The organism is Marinomonas spartinae (assembly GCF_900089775.1).
Lineage (GTDB): Bacteria > Pseudomonadota > Gammaproteobacteria > Pseudomonadales > Marinomonadaceae > Marinomonas > Marinomonas spartinae.
Genome location: NZ_FLOB01000008.1, coordinates 144854 through 164093 on the forward strand (window position 1 = coordinate 144854; position 19240 = coordinate 164093).

Sequence of the window (19240 nt, forward strand, 5' to 3'; positions counted from 1 at the left end):
TGATGCAAATCGGTACACCGATGTTCGCCATATAGCACAACGCTAGGTTTGCCATACGGCCTGAATAAATACTATTCAGGCACTCACGTCACATTAGTCTTCTAGCAAAACTGACTCAAATGCGTCAAAAACCTGCTCTGATAAGCCTTTAATCGTTTGGTTTTTATAGAACAAATCCACCCGAATACCGACTTCGAACTTCGCCGAGACTTTCGACACGACTTGTACCGCTAGCAATGAGTTCCCGCCAAGCTCAACAAAGTTATCGTTCACACCAATGCCTGAAATACCAAGCACCGACTGCCAAACACTCGCTATCTCCTGTTCAATATCGTTTTCTGGAGCCACATACTCAACCGTTAGCTCTGGCCGTGTGTGCCCGCTGCTAACTTGTGCTTCCTGAGTAGCAACCTCGTCTTCTTCATATTCAGGACGCCCTTCAACAACCAACTGATTAAGATCACTTGTTAACACAAAGAGCTGTTCAAATTCTAAGTGCGAAAGTTGACGTTTAAGCGCATCTAACCCTTCGTAGAACAAAATATCCCGATCAGCCAGATCTAACTTCACAGGAGCATTTTGCACCGCTGAATCACCATCAACTTGGTTGTTCTCACTCATTTTGACTAAGGTATAGTTTTCTAATACCAATAGTGGTTTGTTTTCAGCCGATAAGAAGACGACATCCACCATAATGGTATTGTCTTCATCTCTATAGGGCTGTTTCATACGAATATGAGCATAACAATCCACATCTAATGGCGATAAGAAGCTGATATTGCCGTAACTAATAGGTAAGAAGTTCCCTTGTGTGATGTCATTAATACAACGAATTGACACCGCATCTACCAACGCAGGGTGATAAGGATATCGAGAAAAATCCTCTTGGAATTCGCGAGACAAATTCTTATGAATTAACCACTCATCCTTGCCTTTACAAACCTCTTGAACACAATTCCAACGCTCACTGAGCGATAAAAAAGCCTCGCCGGTTAACGCATTCTTATATTCAAGGGAAAGTGGCTCAACAGGTAACTGAGTGGTACAGCGACCACGAATCGCCTCAAGAGAACCCACTTTGTCACTAACCGCCTCTTGTTTATTACCAATACTACCAATAGCATGCTCATCCCACTGAATATCTCGGACGCCACGGCTTCTCAAGCTGAAACTGTATCCCGCGCCTTCCGCTTTCACAAAAAGATGCAGCTGACGAGGCCATGCATGGTGATAAATCACGGGTTTAGTTAATAGCAAGCTTTTCACTTGCAAGGTTTCTTGCGGCTTAAACTCAGTGATTAAGCTATTCAATAACGACAAAATAGTCGTTCCCACTAACGTAGGTTGTTCTGATAAGCGGTGCTCATCAATGACCCAGTCTTCGTTAACCGCTAGGTTAACAACATACTCCTCTTCCATACCTTGACGGTTAAACAATTGCAGCAATGAACCGCTAGAGTCTTTGCTAATTTGATTTTTACCGTCTTTCTCATCCAGCTCTTTGATGTATTTAAACGCCATCCCCACATCGCCCCATTTACCCCAGTTAATCGCAACAGTACGACCACTGCGGCTCTGGTTACGATAATGAGCAAACGCATCTAAAAAGGCATTACCAGAACAGTAATCAATACGCGCACTGTCCCCGACCAATGAGGTAATAGAGGAGAACAAGATCAAAAAGTCTGGCTGACTGTCTTTTGTTAACTCATCAAGAAGCAAAGCGCCTTTGACTTTAGAGTCCAATACACTGGCACAGTCTTCATCTGTTTTAAGAGGGATAATACCGCCACCAGCGATACCAGCTGTATGGAAAATACCGTCGACATGGTAGTAACTTGCAAATAAATCAGACATGCCTTGGTAATCACAAACATCTACCTCAACAAGATCCACCTTATTGCCTTTACTTTCAAGATGCAGTATTCCAGCAAGCTTGGTACTCATTGTATCGTCAACTGGATGCTCTTTTATCCAAGTATGCCACTGATCGCGCGGCGGTAAACTGCTGCGATAAGTCAATACCAAGGTCGCATTACATGTATCAGCAATGTGTTCGGCGACCAATAAACCTAGGCCACCTAGACCCCCAGTAATAAGGTAGACACCATCGTCTTTAAAGTTAGCGGGAAGGCCAGGAATATCTTGGCTGACTTTTACAGGTTGATAGTCTTCTTGGAAACGACAAGCACCACGATAAGCTACCAATTCCCCGTGATTCTCGATCTTGCCTTCAGCAATCAAACAATGCGCGGCTTTTTCTATCGACCAATCCGCTTTCATTGGCCAGTCAATATCAACAAGATGACATTGCACTTCGCCGTATTCATTATTAAAAACACGTCCTGGACCGACTAACAAAGCTTTTTCAGGAGAAGAAACCTTTTCCCCAGCAATACTGAAAATATTATTACCAACAAGAACAAGATGCATATTCTTCAGCACATCTTCGTTTACCAAGGCCTGCTGAAGATATAAAGGACTGTAGAAAGAATCTAATTCTCGTGTTCGGTAACCTTCGATATCAACAGCTTCATTATCAGGGGACAAATTCCAGAGGTGAACCACTCGAACCGAGTCTGCTTCAAACTCTTTAACGGTTCTTAACACTCGAATGTAATCATCTCGAGAGGACGGATTAATGATAAAGCTGCTGGCTTTCCCAGTGGACAGAACATCCACTTGATAACTGTCGCCTTTAAATACGAGAACCACTTGATGACCCGCATCGGAAAGTTGACGATTTAGCTCATTTGCTACACCGTACTCATCAACGAACAATACCCAACAGCTATTTTCGCTATTGTGTCGTTTGCTTGCCAAAAATTCGGCTGGAACAGTTCGTTTCCAAGCTGGCATATAGAACCAATCGGCGATGTCATCTTTTTTGCGTTTTAAAGCTTGTTCATCCACCGCTGAAGAATGGGAAACCTGTTTACTTTCAGGCAATTTGAATGTCTTACGCTCAAACGGATAACCAGGCAATGAAATACGGCGACGTTCTTGTCCACCATAAAATGCAGCCCAATCGACAGCGACGCCACAAGCCCATAATCCGCCAAGGGTTGCAACAAAATGCTCACCTGAAATAGACACTTCTTTTGCCGTCGGTAATGACGCTAAAATGTCCGCAGTAAACTCTTCGTCTTCGCGTAAATGCTGTTTAGCCGCTGACTCTAAGGAACGGCCAGGGCCCACTTCCAAACAAACCAAACCATCAGGATAGTCTGCCATCAATGTTTTAAACGCGTGCGAGAAAAGTACAGGGTTTCTTACATGACGCACCCAGTAGTCACTATTTTGAGCAAGCTCATCCGTAATCCAGTGACCATTCACGGACGATACAAATGGAATGCTAGGCGCATGAAGCGCAATGCCATCAATCACTTCTTTGAAGGCTGGCAACATTGGATCCATCATGCTGGAATGGAAGCCGTGGGAGGTATCGAGGTGTTTACAGAAAACCCCCTCTTCTTCTAGCTCATATTGGAATGCTTTAATCGCCTCTAATTCACCAGCGATCACACATAATTCAGGGTAATTAACGGCAGCAATATCCAAATCACTATTTGCCAAGCGTTTGCTTAATGCCTCTTCATCCATCAATACCGCCAGCATGGCCCCAGCTGGCAGCGCTTGAACCAATTGACCACGAATAGCGACCGCTTTTAATGCGTCTTGCAAAGAGAAAACACCAGACAAGCAAGCGGCAACGTACTCACCAACACTATGGCCAATCATAACATCGGGCTTAATTCCCCAGCTCATCCAAAGCTGTGCAAGGCTATACTCCACAACAAACAGTGAAGGTTGAGTGTATTGAGTTTCGTTGATCTTCCCTGCCATGTCATCGTTTGCAGGGAAAATAATTTCTCTTAAATCTTGCTTTAAGATAGGGGTCAAATAATCACAACACAGATCCATTTGTTGCTTAAACACATCGTACGTTTGGTACAGATCTGCTGCCATGTTCACGTATTGGTTACCCTGACCTGGAAACATAAATACTACAGGTCGACCACGTGACGTACTGGTTGTCGTAATTGGTGAGCTTGTTCCCAATGCCTCAATTAATGAATCTCGGTCTTTACCAACAACCGCCGTTGAAAACTCAAACTGCTTACGTCCCACTTGCATAGTATAAGCAGCATCCGCAAGATTGGTATCAGGATTAGTGGAGAGAAACTGTGCGAAACGCTTTTTCATTTCATTCAGAGCTGAACGGCTGCGAGCTGAAAAAGGAATCACAACAGGAGAAGTATACTGCTCGCTCGGCGTAACTTCTGGTGCGGTTTCGAGAATAACACAAGCATTGGTGCCTCCTACGCCAAAAGAATTGACGAGCGCATTACTTGACTTACCCTCCTCATTAAACGCACCTGTTTCTGTATGAATAACGAAAGGACTGCCTTCAAACTCAATATTAGGGTTGGGTGAGGCAAAATGTAATGAGGCAGGTAATTTACCTGTCTTAAGCGCTAATGAAGACTTAATTAAGCTTGCGACACCCGAAGCGGCATCTGTATGGCCAATGTTTGTTTTAACCGAACCAAGACGGCAAAACTGTTCTTTATCGGTATAATTACGGAATGTTTGTGACAAGGACGAAAACTCAATCGGATCTCCCAGCGCTGTAGCAGTACCGTGAGCCTCGACAAAACGGATATTTTCCACATCAATGTCTGAGTTTTTAATGGCCTGTTTAGCAACACTAACCTGCCCTTCAATACCAGGCGCAGTAAAGCCCGCTTTTAAACTGCCATCATTATTAATCGCACCGCCTTTAATAACAGAATAAATATGATCTCCATCTCGCACCGCATCCGTTAGGCGTTTTAACAAGACAACGCCCACACCACGACTAAAGACCGTACCATTGGCTCTTGAGTCAAAAGCGTAGCAACGACCATCAGCGGATTCCATGCCGCCTTCCATGTATCTATAGCCTTGGCGCTCTGGCGTATCCACAGAAACACCACCGGCGACGATTAAATCACTTTCACCACTGAGTAAGCTGTTGACCCCCATCACAACAGCCACTAATGCTGTTGAACAAGCCGTTTGAACATTGACACTCGGTCCCTTCAGATTCAACTTATAAGAGACACGAGTAGTAACATAATCCTTATCATTATTCGTAACGACTGATGCGCCACTAGCAAACTGGCTGACACTGGGATGTGACTGTACTTTATTAAGGTGCCAAGCCGTTCCTGTACCGCCAAATACCCCGACTTTGCCGGGATATGTGGAAGGCACGTAGCCAGCATCTTCAAAAGCATGCCAACTTGTTTCTAAGAAAATCCGGTGCTGAGGGTCGGTAATTTCAGCATCCCGGGGGGTAAAGTCAAAAAAGTGTGCATCAAAATCTTGCGCTTGGCCAATAATACCGCGACGGGGAATATAATTTGGCGAAGCAATCAGCTCCTCATCAATACCTGATTCACGAAGTTCTTCATCCGTAAATGTACTGATTGTCTCAAGTCCTTCAGAAAGATTATGCCAAAAAGACGTAATGTCTTCTGCCCCAGGAAAGCGACCGGACATCCCTATGATCGCGATATCCCTATCACGTAATGTATTTTTCCCTTTCATTATTACACCTCTTGGTTTTTTATTGTTTAAACATTCATCCAGAATATTCACACACATTTTCTAAAACATAAAAAATGACATTATTTCGTCATCACCTTTGAATATTTCTTATAAATATTATGACTTAATGACTCGATTGTAGGATATTGAAACAATTCTACTATGGTAATAGGCATATTAAATTGTTTCTTCAATTCTCTATGTACTTTTGTCATTAATAATGAATTCCCTCCGGCCTCAAAAAAACTTTCATTAGCCGAAATTTTTTTCGATCCCAAAGTTGTTTTCCAAATAGAAGACACTTTATTTTCAATATCTAACTGTGTTAACAATGATGTATTTTGCATATAGTTGCATCCTTTAATTAAATCAAGCTCAGTGCATTTTTATTAATTTTTCCATTAGGAAGCGTAGGCAAACTATCAAATGAGTAATAACGAGACGGCTGCATATAATAAGGCAGCACTTTCGCCAAGGCTTCTTTAATAGTTTGTAAATCATCAATATCTTTATTCGTAGGCGTATAAAATGCCTTCAAATAAGGAGAGGTTTTATTCGTGTCGTCCACAATAACCGCAGCCAGCGAAATATTTGGCAGGGCTTGAAGCTGTGCTTCAATTTCAGTCAACTCAATTCTATGACCGCGTAATTTGACTTGGTAATCTGCTCGACCATGAAATAACAGTACGCCATCCTCTCGCATACTAACCAAATCCCCTGTGCGGTACATTTTTTGACGAGGGTCTTGAGCAAAAGGGTTGGGGAGAAAACGCTCTTCCGTCAGCTCTTGCTGACCAATATAACCTTTTGCCAATGTATCCCCAGCGAGATATAGCTCCCCACACTCTCCTATAGCGACTTCCTGAAGATTGTCATCCAAAAGGTAAATCTGAGCATAGGGAACGGGTTTACCAATAGGCACCATGGTTTCATTAAGATTAGGCAAACAGCGCCAGTGACAGGAGAATATCGTGGCTTCGGTCGGCCCATATAAATTATGAATCTTACCGGAAAATTGGGCAGCCAATTCGTCCACTAAGCGCTGTGATAATGCCTCCCCCCCAGAAAAAATATGTTCAAGTGAAGAACATTGTTGGAGGATATTGCTATCAACAAGGGTTCGTAGCGAAGTAGGAACAAACTGTGCCATGGTCACCTGATGTCGACGAACGGATTCCACCAGTAGAACAGGGTCGTATTTGGTTTCCTCTGCAATCAGCACACAACTCCCACCAGAAATTAACGGCAAGAAAATTTCCCAAACAGACACATCAAAACTGATTGTTGATAAATTCAATATCCGACTGTTTTCAGACAGCTCAAACTCGCTCTTCATCCACAATAAATAATTGACCACTGTCCGATGGGAAAGCATCACCCCTTTGGGATTACCAGAAGAACCCGAAGTAAAAATCACATAACACATGGCATCCTCATCGAGATAAGACAAGGTTGGCGCCACGGGCAATGTAAAATCGACTTGATTGACGTCCAAACGTAGACAATCGCTATTCAGCCAATCCATCTCCTCAAAATTATCACTTACAACGAGTGTCGTATTAGCGCGATTCACCATATAGGCTAAACGTTCTTCAGGATAATAAGGATCAAGTGGAAGGTAGCAGGCACCGGCTTTTAAAATCCCCAATAACACCGCAACTAAATTTTCGCCTCGGTTCATGTATACGCCAATCACATCGCCACTTTGAATACCACCATTTATTAATATTTGACTAATAATATTGGCGCGTTGATCCAGTTGACGATAGGTCATGCTTCCACTATCACTCCGTAAAGCAATAGCATCTGGCGTATTATTTTTTTGCTCGACAAAATAATGATGAATTAACTTTAACATTCCTATCCATTCCTTTTGATAGATTTGCTAGGAGTAACTAACTATAAAATTTCAATAAAAAACTTACATCCCTAATAAGCTAGAAATCAGCTGCAAATAGCACTGTGCAAACCGAGACATTTGTTCTTTGGTAAAGGTGCTATTTTCATAATCAAAATTCAAAACAAACTCAGGGCAATCGTCGACAGTAAGAATTAAGTCACATCGCCCAAATTGCTCAACAATATGAGTCACATTAAATTCACATTGATCAATTTTAACGGTAGAAATCACATCATTAAGAAAATTAAAAATGACGGGGGAATGAAGCCTGTCAGCCCAACCTTTTTTTCGCAGCTCAGTTGATAACATTTGATATGGAACCATTTGATTTTCCAACATGTTATACAGTTTTTTACTGCTCGCCTCTAATTGCATCACGACATTACTTGTATCTTCGACTGACTCGAAGTACGTCATCATATTGACAAAACAACCAATTTGATTATTTCCTTGAAGCAAGGCTCGGTTTGATACTGGCAGACCAATCGTTGTCTTTTTATAAGGAGTCTCACGATTAAGAGCCAAATTAAATAACGTTAAAAGCAGTACATAAGCAGTGGTATTCTTTTGATGGGCAAAATGACGAATCGCTTGACTGAATGAGTCGGTCAGTGTGATAGATAACCCTTGTCCAGAAGGAGCCGCTTTCATTTCAAAAGCTGAGGCATCCGCCCCTCTCCCTAAGTAGCCTTCTAACGTTGTCAACCAAAAGCGCCATTCCTCCTGGTCAACCAACTTATCACTATGACATGGCTGTGTTTTTTGCCATTTAACATAGGGAGCATATTGATGGTAAACCTCACTGGCGAAGCTGTAATCTCCCGCGATAAAAGCTCGGTACGCCTGAGTAAATTGATCAAAAAACAAACCAATTGAATCATGGTCGAATACTGAGTGATGCACACGACAAATCAGCATATAGACATTTTTAGGAAACATTAATATGGCAAGGCTAATCGCTGGCGTATTTTCCAGATCAATATCAGGCAAATCAGCTAACGCCAACAAGTCTTGATGGCTCAAATGATCACTACTCATCCCCATAGACTGAAAATCACGCTTGGCGATATGAATAGCCTCTGTCGCAATACCGCCCTCTTTAACTGTAAAATGATCAAGATCAAACTGAGAGCGCAATACAGGATTGCTTTCCAATACCCGTTTTACACTCCACTCAATTCCTTGAATATCCGCTTTACCTTGAGCACGAATAAGAAAAGCGGGGTGATAAGCTTTCGGCTGTGAGCTGGTCTGCTCAAGCGCCAAAAAATAAGACTGTTGCGAAGAAAGCTCAGAAAAATCCTCTGCTGGAATAGTGAGTGACTCAGTAAACATCTGACTCGCCATATCTTCGTCATCGATATAGTAAGGTACGACCATTGCCAGTTTGCGTGGTGTGGTGTTATGAAAAAACAAACTAAAATCAATATTGCTGTACAAGCGCTGACGAATTAAGGTGCGAGCCCGCATGGCATGTAATGAATTACCACCTAAATCAAAAAAATCATCCTCAGCACCTAAGTTACAGAAACCTAACACTTCTTGCCAAATATCAATAAGCTCTTGCTCAAGGTCATTGGCGGCAGGTTGAAAAATGGTATCTAAATCAGGTCGAACGGGGGCTGGAGAAGGTAATCGATTGCGATCAAGCTTACCATTTGGTAACTTTGGAAACGCATCAAGACATATAAATTGTGAGGGGATCATCGCCCCCGGACATCTTTCTAACATGAAAGATCGAAGCTCATTCACTTTAACATGCTCCCTGCACAGCAGATAAGCAATCAACCCCATGTCTGTGAACAAAACCACCGCATTGGACACATTAGGATGCTGACGTAAGTTCTCTTCAATATCAGCAAGCTCTATACGCACACCATTGACCTTGACCTGATTGTCTTGTCGTCCTAAATAGAGCAATTCGCCATGATGATTAAATTGTCCTAGATCCCCTGTGCGGTATGCTTTTTGCTGCTGGTGGAGGAAAAAGTGTTTTGCCGTTAACAATGGTTGATTACTATAACCATAAGCGACCCCAGGCCCTGAAACACATATTTCGCCAACCTCACCATCACCAACCAGTAGACCCTGTTTATCCAACAGAAAAATATGACTCCCTTCGATAGCATGACCTAGTGTAACCGGCGTACCTTGCTCCAATTCAGAGAAAGAGCAATTCGCGACCGTTTCTGTAGGGCCATATAGATTAAACAAACGTACATTATCGACTTCTGCAAAGGTACGCTCCTTTAACACTTCAGGTACCGCTTCTCCTGACAAAAACAAGGTTTTTGGTAATACAACATCCCTATCAAGAGATTGTTTATAATCTAATAGCTCACTCCAAATAGTGGGCACGCAATATAAAGCAGCATTTGGCTTATCTTGATACCATTCTAATAGCGCTTCAGGTTGATTAAGTATCCCTGCGGGAAGAATATGTAACGTATCGCCCCTTAGCAGCGGTGTAAAAAGCTGAGTTAACGAAGCCGCAAAACTTAGTGATGATGTAAGAGGTAAAATAGCTTCTGTTTTAGTCCACAAATGAGTGTTAAACCAATGAAGATAATAAGATAAGCTACTGTGTTCAACTTCTACTCCTTTAGGTCTGCCCGTTGATCCAGAGGTATAGAGAGTATACGCAATGGGGTTCTCCTCAGAGTCAATGACAGGTCGATCACTCAAACCATTTGATAAATCAATATCATCCATTATCAAAACAGAGGTCGTTTCTGCCAGCACATTGTATTGTTCGAATAAGCGGCGAGAGGTAATAGTTAGACAAGCCTGTGAGTCATCCAAAATTTGCTGAATACGTCTGACTGGTAAAAAGGATGACAGCGGAACATAGCTTAGCCCAGCCTTCATAATGGCTAGAATAACGACAGGGAGAAACAAGCTAGGCTCAAGAAAAACCGCTATATTTTTTGCATCCGAGCCTTTATTAAAATCTAATTTTTTCGCTGTTTTTATATTAATAATTAAATAATTAGCAAGTCGATTAGAGTAGTATTCAAGCTCAGAAAAGGACAAATTTTCACCTTGAAAAAGGACGGCCTCTTTTGTGGGATTTAAAACCGATTGTTTTGAGATATCATTAAACACTTGATCTTTTTTAAACATAAAAATCTCCTTGATTCATCGGCTTATCAAATAATAAAAAGCCAATCGACTGCTCCATAAATCGACCATACACATAAAATTACAATGCAATACTTAAGATTTAATTAAGAATTCTTAAGTATGAAAATAAAATTAAAAATTTATGAAACCAGAAAGAAGCGAAGAATAAAGCAAGAAGAAAAAACAAATAATAAAAATTTATTATGGTAATAGAAAAAATAAAACCAATAAAAACAACATCTTAACTATAAATAAATCAATAAATAAAACTAACAAATACAATTAAATCACTAAACTGTTTATTATATAAACATTCAACCATAAAAACTATAAACACAAAAAGCATTAAATATTTCGCAAATTAGATGACCTAAATCATACCATCTTAATAAAAATTTAAGTTTTCTCTAATAATATTGCCCCCTTAAAAAAATTTAAAGTTGATAAAACAGGATGGTTTTATGAAAACTATGGAGTCGATAGGGAAAATTTCTGAAATGATGATGCTACCCTTAGCTGCAAAATCATTAAACGTTGCGGCGGAAATTGGTGTAGCAGATATAATCAACGAAAGTACCATACATATTGAGACACTGTCAGAATCTATGGAAGTTGATAAAGTCATACTGCTAAACCTAATAAAAGTTACTAGTCTATTTGGCTTCTTCACAATAGATAGCGATGGTTACGTAAAAAACAGCGACTATTCTATGTTCCTGACGACTGACCATCCACAATCGATGAGACAATTTTGCCGACTATTTGGTCATGAGTATTACAACGCTTATGATGGTTTGTTGCATACAACCAAAACGACCAACTCAGGGTTCAAACATATCTACAGCAAAACCTTATATGAGTATTTAGATGATACACCAGACAGAGCTCTGGTCTATGACCTAGCCATGCGCGACTTCTCCCGTCCTGTCGGCAAAGAAATCACTAAAACCTTTGCAGAAATGTTTTCTAACAGTAAAAAGATCATCGACATTGGCGGCGGTAGTGGCGTGATTACCATCGAAGTACTCAAGCAATTCGGACACCTAACAGGATGCATTTTCGATCGAGAAGATGTTTGTACAAGAAACAAAGATCATCTGCCAAAATCGGTCAGAGACAGAATAACCCTCCACCCCGGCGACTTTTTTGACAGCGTACCATCTGGCTACGATGTCTATATCCTTAAAAATGTCCTACACAACTGGAATGATCAATCCAGTAGCAGCATCCTCAAAACCATATCAAGATCCATCGGCAATGGCCGTTTGCTCATCGTCGAGCCCATTGTCACTAAAAAAGAAGATTCTCCCAGATTAATCTTTAACGCCCTCTTCCAATCCGTCATCTGTGAAGATGGCACACACCCAAGAGACACCTTAGACATTGAAAGCCTGGTAAACGCTACTGGATTTACGATCGCAAGGGCTGAGAAACTCCTCACAGGCCATACGGCTTTTGAACTCGTCAAACCCTCTTCTTTATAAACCTCCTGAAAGCAATGGTGCCCAGAGATAAACACCATTGCTCTCCCCTCGCTAAGATAATGCTATCAAAACAAGATCCAACAATAGACTTTTTGTTTATTGCGCCACATTTTTCCATTGGGTTTCCTCGCATTGCCGCTAAAATAATTTAGCAAACCAACTCATTCCACAGGCAAACTTCTTTATGACCATTCAGCAACTCGGTATCATTAAGCAAATTCGCCAAACAAGGAATCACCGTGAAATTTGTCTCATTTAATATCAATGGCTTACGAGCACGCCCCCACCAAATACAAGCACTAGTGGAAAAACACGCACCCGATGTCATAGGACTACAAGAAATCAAAGTACACGATGATGCTTTTCCCCATGACATCCCTAAATCCGTTGGCTACCATGCGTATTATTATGGGCAAAAGTCTCACTACGGCGTGGCCATTTTCAGTAAAAAACCCGCATTAAAAGTCGAATATGGGTTTCCAGGGGACGAAACAGATGCACAGCGCCGTATGATTATTGCCACCTTCGAAACCTCTGCAGGCCCTGTCAAAGTTCTCAATGGCTATTTTCCTCAAGGCGAAAATCGTGACCACGAGACCAAATTCCCTGCCAAACGCAAGTTTTATGAGGATCTAATGGAATACCTTGCCGGTCACTCCCCTGATGAAAAAATCATAGTGATGGGTGACATTAATATTTCCCCAACGGATTTAGACATAGGCATCGGTGATGCCAACGCTAAGCGTTGGTTAAAATCTGGAAAATGCAGCTTCTTACCAGAAGAAAGAGAATGGTTTAAAACACTAACGGATTGGGGTTTTGACGACACTTACCGAAAACTCAAGCCCAGCATAAATGATCGCTTTAGCTGGTTTGATTACCGCTCCAAGGGGTTTGATGATGAACCCAAGCGAGGCCTACGTATTGATGTGATTTTATCGTCAACAGGACTCACTCCTTATTTAGAGGATTCCGACGTGGATTATGAGCTACGCGCCTTGGAAAAACCGTCCGATCACGCCCCAATTTGGAGTACATTTAACGTCAACTAGCAAACACAATCAGGACGACCTCTGGTTAAAAAACACACAAAAACCAGCAATGGCCGTCCTATCTGGCAAGGATGCCTATTACCTCCTTCTACCCCCAGATTTATCCACAGTCTTTGTGGATGCTTTTCATAAATTCGCAACACTCCCATAAATTAGCCTTCTAACCACCCAAAAAAAACTTTGATTTTTTGGCAAAGCCAGAGGGGTTGTTCTAGAGTCACCATATGGCCACAATGACTGGCGACATACACCTCAACCCTCTTGCCTGCCTGTGTTGCGCTTTTGCATTCTTCTAAAGAACGTCGACTTTGTGCAGAAATCAACGAATCTTCTTCCCCCAAACAAAAGCATAACGGGATACTCAAGTTCAGTAAGTCGCACAGAATATCAGGTCGGTCCAAGCTACTAGCCAATTGCTGTATAAGTACCTTTTCTCCTAACGATGCATCCATCTCTTTGATCAACTCGATCAGATACTCGTGCTGCCTATTACGCTGCGCCAACATGGACATGGCTTTCTTAGGGGGAATCCCTTTATAACCCTTCTTGGCCACCCAATTCAGCGCTAGCTTGCGTTGGGCTATTTCACTTTCTTGTAACCCCTGAGCCGTATTGGAAACAACCATCAACTTAGCCACTCGATCAGGGTATTTAAGCGTAAACGCACTGGCAACATAGCCCCCCATGGAGAAGCCTAAGAGAAAAAACGGCGAAGTTGGCAAACTGGCTGATAACGACTCGACAATCGCTTCAATACTTTCTTCTTGTGGTAACGGGACATGCTTAAGGGTGATACCGACCAGCACCTTTTCAATAAACTGCCAGAGGCGCTCATCACACATCGTGCCAGGCAAACAATAGATCACTTTTTCTTCGGTATTGACTAACGTCATTATTAAAAGTCTCTTATGGATGACAACATCATCACTATGGAATTCATACCACTAAAAGATCATGTTACTAAAAGTAGGAGGAAATACTCATAATAACCCTACTTAGAGGCCGTTGATGATACCTTATCAACAGACGACGGCTTGGTAACGAGCGGCTCTTTGACAGGGTAGCGAACCCGCATAAAACTGGCAAAGCGAGGAATACCGCGTTTAGTAAACCCATGATATTGATAAGTAATCACATCGCCAATATGAGGTGGATTGGCACGTTCTTCATCCGTAAACCCCGTCCCAATTTTAAATTGGGTACCAGAAGGCATTTCAACGATTAATGCCCCCAGCATGCCTTTGTACTTACCTTGCCCCAGTGTCTTACCGATGACGGTTGCTTCATCGTCCATATAAGGCTTGAGCTTCAACAAGTTACCACTACGGCCACTTTGAAACATCGCCGCTTTACGGTGTAACACTAACCCTTCCGCCCCTTTTTTCACATATTCGTCCAGTACATGACTTAATGTTTGGTTATCCGGTACGGTAAATTGTTTGATGGCTTTAACAAAAGGGGTATGAATGCTCTCCACAATACGTACATAACGCTGGCTGCGCTCAGCAAAATTGTGCTCATAATCTGGCGCATCAAACACCATATAATGAATCTTATGCCACTGAGAATCGATGGGCTCATCTTTGGTGACAGCAGAAGCTACAAACTGAAAGTCGTGATGTTTGGACCAAAGCTCCCCATCAAGCCAGACCCCTTTTGGCAATGCCTGAATAAACCAAGCAGGCGCATGAATCGGCTTTCCTTGACGGCTTAATAATTCGGTGCCTGTCCAAATCCCGCGAATTCCATCATACTTCTCACTCACCAGATAATCCGTAACAGGGTAAGCCCCCTTTTCATCCCCGTAACGCTTTGCTAATTGCACATCCATTTGTGCGTTTGAGAAGGATGAAAACCACACTCCTACACTGACAACCAACCCTAGAAACACCTTACTCAACATCGTTCACTCCTTTGAACTATTTGATATGACATGAAAAACATCACGCTAAACAAAATTATCGCACTTTGCAAACCCGCCTCCTCCTTTACGGTATGGGGTTGCAACCATACAAAAAGCCCCTGCTCATCGCTGAGCAAGGGCTTTGATTGGTTTATCGGTTTTAGCTTAACTAATGCCATGCAACGCTAAGATTACCTAAATATATCATCTAAACTAAACCAAATTCTCTAAAGCGTAAATTCAATAGACTATTTACTTAATTGAACAATCAGTTTGTTCATGCGGCTAACAAATGTCGCAGGATCGTCCAACTGACCACCCTCTGACAAAGTAGCCTGTTCAAATAACAACCACGCCATATCCGCAAAACGATCTTCGTCTGTCTCGGCATCCATCTTCGCCACAATAGGGTGATCAGGGTTCACCTCAAGGCTAGGCTTAGACTCAGGTAATTGCTGACCCGCTTGCTCAAGCAAACGACGCATTTGCAGACCCATATCGTACTCACCAACAACTAAGCAGGCGGGTGAATTAGTCAAGCGGTCAGTGCTGTTTACGGCAGTGACTTTCGATTCAAGAACCGTTTTCATGCGATCCAGAAGTGGCTTGATTTGCTCTGCTTTTTCTTCTTTCTCTTTCTTCTCTTCTTCGTTTTCAGAATCAGCTAGATCCAATTTGCCTTTGGTAACATCTTGGAAATGCTTACCTTCAAACTCTTGCAGCGAAGACATCATCCATTCATCGATACGGTCACTCAACAACAAGACTTCAAAGCCCTTCTTACGAAGAATCTCTAAGTGTGGGCTGTTTTTCGCTGTATTGTGGTTCTCGGCATAGATGTAGTAAATTTTATCTTGACCTTCAGCCATACGGGCAATGTAGTCAGCAAGAGAGATTGTCTGCTCTGGTGCATCGGTATGAGTCGTACTAAAGCGTAATAGGCCAGCGATCTTATCTTTATTGCCCATATCATCTGCTGGACCTTCTTTGATCACATTACCGAACTCATCCCAGAACGTCTGGTAGGTTTCTGGATCGTTTTTCGCCATTTTGCCAAGCATATCCAATACACGCTTAGTTAACGCTGCACGCATAGAATCAACGGCATGGTCATTTTGCAAAATTTCACGAGATACGTTCAAAGACAAATCGTTTGAGTCCACTACCCCCTTTACAAAACGCATGTATGGAGGTAGGAACGCCTCTGCTTCATCCATAATAAAGACACGCTGAACATACAATTTCAGACCGCGCTGCATGTCGCGGTTCCAAAGGTCATAAGGCGCTTTGGAAGGAATGTACAACAGACTGGTGTATTCAAGTTTACCTTCTACCTTGTTATGAGACCATTTAAGAGGCTCTTGGTAGTCATGGGAAATATGCTTGTAAAACTCTTTGTATTCGTCGTCGGATACATCGTTGCGCGAACGTGTCCAAAGGGCTTTTGCTGAGTTAACCGCTTCGAATTCCGGCGCTTTGTTTTCGTCAACTGGCTTAGGATTGCCCTCTTCATCCATTTCTGGATAAACCACTTTTTCCATTTCAACAGGAATAGAAATGTGGTCAGAGTATTTTGTCACTAAAGAGCGTAGGCGGTAGTTATCGGCAAACTCTTTCTCGTCGGCTTTAAGGTGTAAGGTGATGCGGGTACCGCGTGTCTCTTTTTCAATGTTTTCAACGGTAAATTCACCGGTACCATCAGATATCCAACGTACCGCTTCGTCTTGGGCTGCTCCAGCACGACGAGTCTCGACCGTCACCTTATCCGCAACGATAAAGGCAGAATAAAAACCCACACCAAATTGGCCTATTAATTGACTGTCTTTCTTCTGATCACCGCTTAATTGCTCAAGAAACGCTGACGTACCAGATTTAGCAATGGTACCCAAGTTAGCAATCGCCTCTTCGCGGGACATACCCACACCATTATCATCGATAATGACTGTATTGGCGTCTTTATCAAATTCAACACGAACGCGTAAATTGGGGTCTTCTGCAAGAAGGTCTGCATTAGCGACAGACTCAAAACGAAGCTTATCAACGGCGTCAGACGCGTTGGAAATCAGCTCACGTAGAAAAATCTCCTTGTTAGAATACAAAGAGTGGATCATCAAATGAAGTAACTGCTTTACTTCCGTTTGAAACCCTAACGTTTCTTTTTGAGTATCAGTTGCCATCTTTAAACTTGCTCCTATTTTAATGAACCTCTGGCAAGCCGCCAAAGGGGGATTTCGTTTCACTGGTGAAACATAAATAAAGCCTCTTGAGGTGATTTCAAGAGGCTCATCCTAAAAAAGCAGGAGAAAGTCTTTAAAAAGAGAGATTTAGAATGAAAACAAGAGAAGCATCTTCAGGCGGTTCTCAACGCTTACGCACTAACGTTAGACCATCACCGATGGGAATCAACGACAAATCCACCGTATGATCGGCATGAATCGTCTCATTCAACGCCCGTACAATATTGGTATCTTTATCAGTGAAAGTATCATCTGCCACATTGCCCCACCAAAGAGTGTTATCAATCAGCAAACACCCACCAGGGCGCAAGAGTTGTTTTGCTCGTTCATAGTAAGCAAGTAAGTTTTTCTTATCTGCATCAATAAAGATAAAATCAAAGCTGTCACTGCCTGTCTCAAGAAGCGACGTCATAACGGGTAAGGCTTTATCGCAGTAGGTCGTCACCCGATCCATCACGCCTGCTTCTTCAAGGTAGCGTGTCGCAATGTCTAACCACATTTGCTTTTTCTCAATAGCGATTAACGACGCGTCTTTAGACATCGCCATGGCCATCGACAGTGTGCTATAGCCAGTAAACACGCCAACTTCAAGAATTTTCTTAGGGGCCTGCAATTTAACCAGCAATGCCAGCAACTGCCCGACTTCCGGTGACAACTGCATACGTGCCATATGATATTGTGCAGTTTCTCGGCGCAGCGCCTTTAAGATATCATTCTCGCGAACCGACACATCCACCAAATACTGATAAAGTCGATCATCCATCTTGACCGTGCGATTGGTAGGACGGTCATCTTCTGGTAACGGTTTTGGGAAATTAGGAAGCATGAGATTTAATCACCAACCCCCGACTCAGCGTTTTAAACGTTTTTGAACGAAATTCACGACGATACAATACCCCCACCACCAACAGACTGGCAACCATGCAAAAATACGGGCCAATAAACCACGCACTAAAGGCCATCGCAAAATAATAAGCTCGCAAACCATAATTAAACTGATTGGCTGCCAGACTACAGACTTTTGCCATGTGCATCGCATACAACTCACGCTCGCTTTCCTCTATCCCTCGCTCTGTGGCCAGAGGCGCGCTCCCCACCAGCACAGAGCAAAAATTATACTGACGAACCGACCAAGTGAAGGTAAAAAAGGCGTAGGCAAAAATCAGCACGAGAATAATGATTTTGATCTCCCATTCCTGCCGACTACTGGGTGCCATTAAGTAAATGTCAGACAGCACCTCTAAGGCTTCTTTAGAATACTTAAAACCAGCAAAGAGCCCCGCAATAATAATCAGAGAACTTGAGGCAAAAAACAAACTACTGCGTTCAAGATTCGCAATCACAGAAGAATCCGCGATACGATTATCCCGCCGTAACAAACGTGACATCCATGCCAAACGAAATTGGTGTAACACACTCACTAAGCAGGACTTACGCTTCGAATTATACAAGGCATAAAAGGCATAGCCCCACCAACAGGAGATAAACACAAAAAACGTTGTTAAATCTAGCGGATCCATCAGGGTAGAAACCGAACTGCTTTCCATCGTGTCACTCAACTAAAACAAACAGATTTAAAGAGGCGGTATTAAAGCATTTTTCCCTGCTCATGTCCCCGTTAGAGACTAGGAAAAAACCTTTCATCGCCGCTGAAACAGCCCCCAAAAGCCAATAAAAAAGCTTGCATCATAAACAAATATCGGTATGATTCTCGCCGTTATCACGACATGCGGATGTGGTGGAATTGGTAGACACGCTGGATTTAGGTTCCAGTGCTTCACGGCGTGAGAGTTCGAGTCTCTCCATCCGCACCATTTTTATACAACATGTGATAAATCAAATTCTCAATCCTGCGGATGTGGTGGAATTGGTAGACACGCTAGCTTCAGGTGCTAGTGGCCTTACGGTCGTGGGGGTTCAAGTCCCCCCATCCGCACCAAAAGGTA

The 19240-nt window shown here is 42.5% G+C and carries 11 protein-coding genes and 2 tRNA genes; 4 read left to right on the forward strand and 9 right to left on the reverse strand.

The window, feature by feature from the left end; translation table 11 throughout:
* Positions 1-93: 93 nt before the first annotated feature.
* From MSP8886_RS15805 to MSP8886_RS15820, 4 genes are all read right to left on the reverse strand, one after another.
* Positions 94-5595 carry a type I polyketide synthase gene (locus tag MSP8886_RS15805; protein WP_067018175.1) on the reverse strand — a complete coding sequence of 1834 codons (5502 nt, stop codon included), beginning with the start codon at positions 5593-5595 and terminating at the stop codon, positions 94-96.
* A gap of 80 nt (positions 5596-5675) precedes the next feature.
* Entirely contained in the window at positions 5676-5942 is a 267-nt protein-coding gene (locus tag MSP8886_RS15810) for an acyl carrier protein (RefSeq protein ID WP_067018177.1), read from the reverse strand.
* Positions 5943-5959: 17 nt separating this feature from the next.
* Positions 5960-7453 (reverse strand): non-ribosomal peptide synthetase, encoded by a 1494-nt coding sequence (locus MSP8886_RS15815; RefSeq protein ID WP_067018179.1) that lies wholly within the window; start codon positions 7451-7453, stop codon positions 5960-5962.
* Positions 7454-7516: 63 nt separating this feature from the next.
* Positions 7517-10618 carry an amino acid adenylation domain-containing protein gene (locus MSP8886_RS15820; protein ID WP_067018181.1) on the reverse strand — a complete coding sequence of 1034 codons (3102 nt, stop codon included), beginning with the start codon at positions 10616-10618 and terminating at the stop codon, positions 7517-7519.
* Positions 10619-11079: 461 nt separating this feature from the next.
* Between MSP8886_RS15820 and MSP8886_RS15825 the strand changes: the two genes are divergently transcribed.
* Positions 11080-12102: a methyltransferase gene (locus MSP8886_RS15825; protein WP_067018187.1), complete on the forward strand. Its 1023-nt coding sequence runs from the start codon at positions 11080-11082 to the stop codon at positions 12100-12102.
* A gap of 239 nt (positions 12103-12341) precedes the next feature.
* On the forward strand, positions 12342-13154 hold the full coding sequence (gene xthA, locus MSP8886_RS15830) for an exodeoxyribonuclease III (protein ID WP_067018189.1): 813 nt from the start codon (positions 12342-12344) through the stop codon (positions 13152-13154).
* Positions 13155-13306: 152 nt separating this feature from the next.
* Here the strand turns inward: xthA and MSP8886_RS15835 are convergent, their stop codons facing one another.
* The 5 genes from MSP8886_RS15835 to MSP8886_RS15860 form a co-directional block, all read right to left on the reverse strand.
* Entirely contained in the window at positions 13307-14047 is a 741-nt protein-coding gene (locus tag MSP8886_RS15835; protein WP_245659117.1) for an alpha/beta fold hydrolase, read from the reverse strand.
* Between the two features lie 98 nt (positions 14048-14145).
* Complete coding sequence (locus tag MSP8886_RS15840) at positions 14146-15057, reverse strand: DNA ligase (RefSeq protein WP_067018192.1); 912 nt, start codon at positions 15055-15057, stop codon at positions 14146-14148.
* Positions 15058-15305: 248 nt separating this feature from the next.
* Complete coding sequence (gene htpG / locus MSP8886_RS15850; protein ID WP_067018195.1) at positions 15306-17234, reverse strand: molecular chaperone HtpG; 1929 nt, start codon at positions 17232-17234, stop codon at positions 15306-15308.
* Between the two features lie 184 nt (positions 17235-17418).
* Entirely contained in the window at positions 17419-18120 is a 702-nt protein-coding gene (locus MSP8886_RS15855) for an O-methyltransferase (protein ID WP_067018197.1), read from the reverse strand.
* Entirely contained in the window at positions 18110-18841 is a 732-nt protein-coding gene (locus tag MSP8886_RS15860; protein WP_067018199.1) for a DUF599 domain-containing protein, read from the reverse strand. The genes MSP8886_RS15855 and MSP8886_RS15860 overlap by 11 nt, the downstream gene beginning before the upstream one ends.
* A gap of 182 nt (positions 18842-19023) precedes the next feature.
* On the opposite strand from MSP8886_RS15860, the gene MSP8886_RS15865 reads away from it, so the two are divergent.
* Positions 19024-19108 (forward strand) — tRNA-Leu (locus MSP8886_RS15865).
* Between the two features lie 38 nt (positions 19109-19146).
* A tRNA-Leu gene (locus MSP8886_RS15870) sits at positions 19147-19233 on the forward strand.
* Positions 19234-19240 lie beyond the last annotated feature (7 nt).

What these genes read in the sequence shown, in the direction of transcription:
- MSP8886_RS15805 (WP_067018175.1), bottom strand. Translation starts at nt 5,595, where the DNA reads ATGAAAGGGAAAAATACATTACGTGATAGGGATATCGCGATCATAGGG.
- MSP8886_RS15810 (WP_067018177.1), bottom strand. Translation starts at nt 5,942, where the DNA reads ATGCAAAATACATCATTGTTAACACAGTTAGATATTGAAAATAAAGTG.
- MSP8886_RS15815 (WP_067018179.1), bottom strand. Translation starts at nt 7,453, where the DNA reads ATGTTAAAGTTAATTCATCATTATTTTGTCGAGCAAAAAAATAATACG.
- MSP8886_RS15820 (WP_067018181.1), bottom strand. Translation starts at nt 10,618, where the DNA reads ATGTTTAAAAAAGATCAAGTGTTTAATGATATCTCAAAACAATCGGTT.
- MSP8886_RS15825 (WP_067018187.1), top strand. Translation starts at nt 11,080, where the DNA reads ATGAAAACTATGGAGTCGATAGGGAAAATTTCTGAAATGATGATGCTA.
- MSP8886_RS15835 (WP_245659117.1), bottom strand. Translation starts at nt 14,047, where the DNA reads ATGACGTTAGTCAATACCGAAGAAAAAGTGATCTATTGTTTGCCTGGC.
- MSP8886_RS15840 (WP_067018192.1), bottom strand. Translation starts at nt 15,057, where the DNA reads ATGTTGAGTAAGGTGTTTCTAGGGTTGGTTGTCAGTGTAGGAGTGTGG.
- htpG (WP_067018195.1), bottom strand. Translation starts at nt 17,234, where the DNA reads ATGGCAACTGATACTCAAAAAGAAACGTTAGGGTTTCAAACGGAAGTA.
- MSP8886_RS15855 (WP_067018197.1), bottom strand. Translation starts at nt 18,120, where the DNA reads ATGCTTCCTAATTTCCCAAAACCGTTACCAGAAGATGACCGTCCTACC.
- MSP8886_RS15860 (WP_067018199.1), bottom strand. Translation starts at nt 18,841, where the DNA reads ATGGAAAGCAGTTCGGTTTCTACCCTGATGGATCCGCTAGATTTAACA.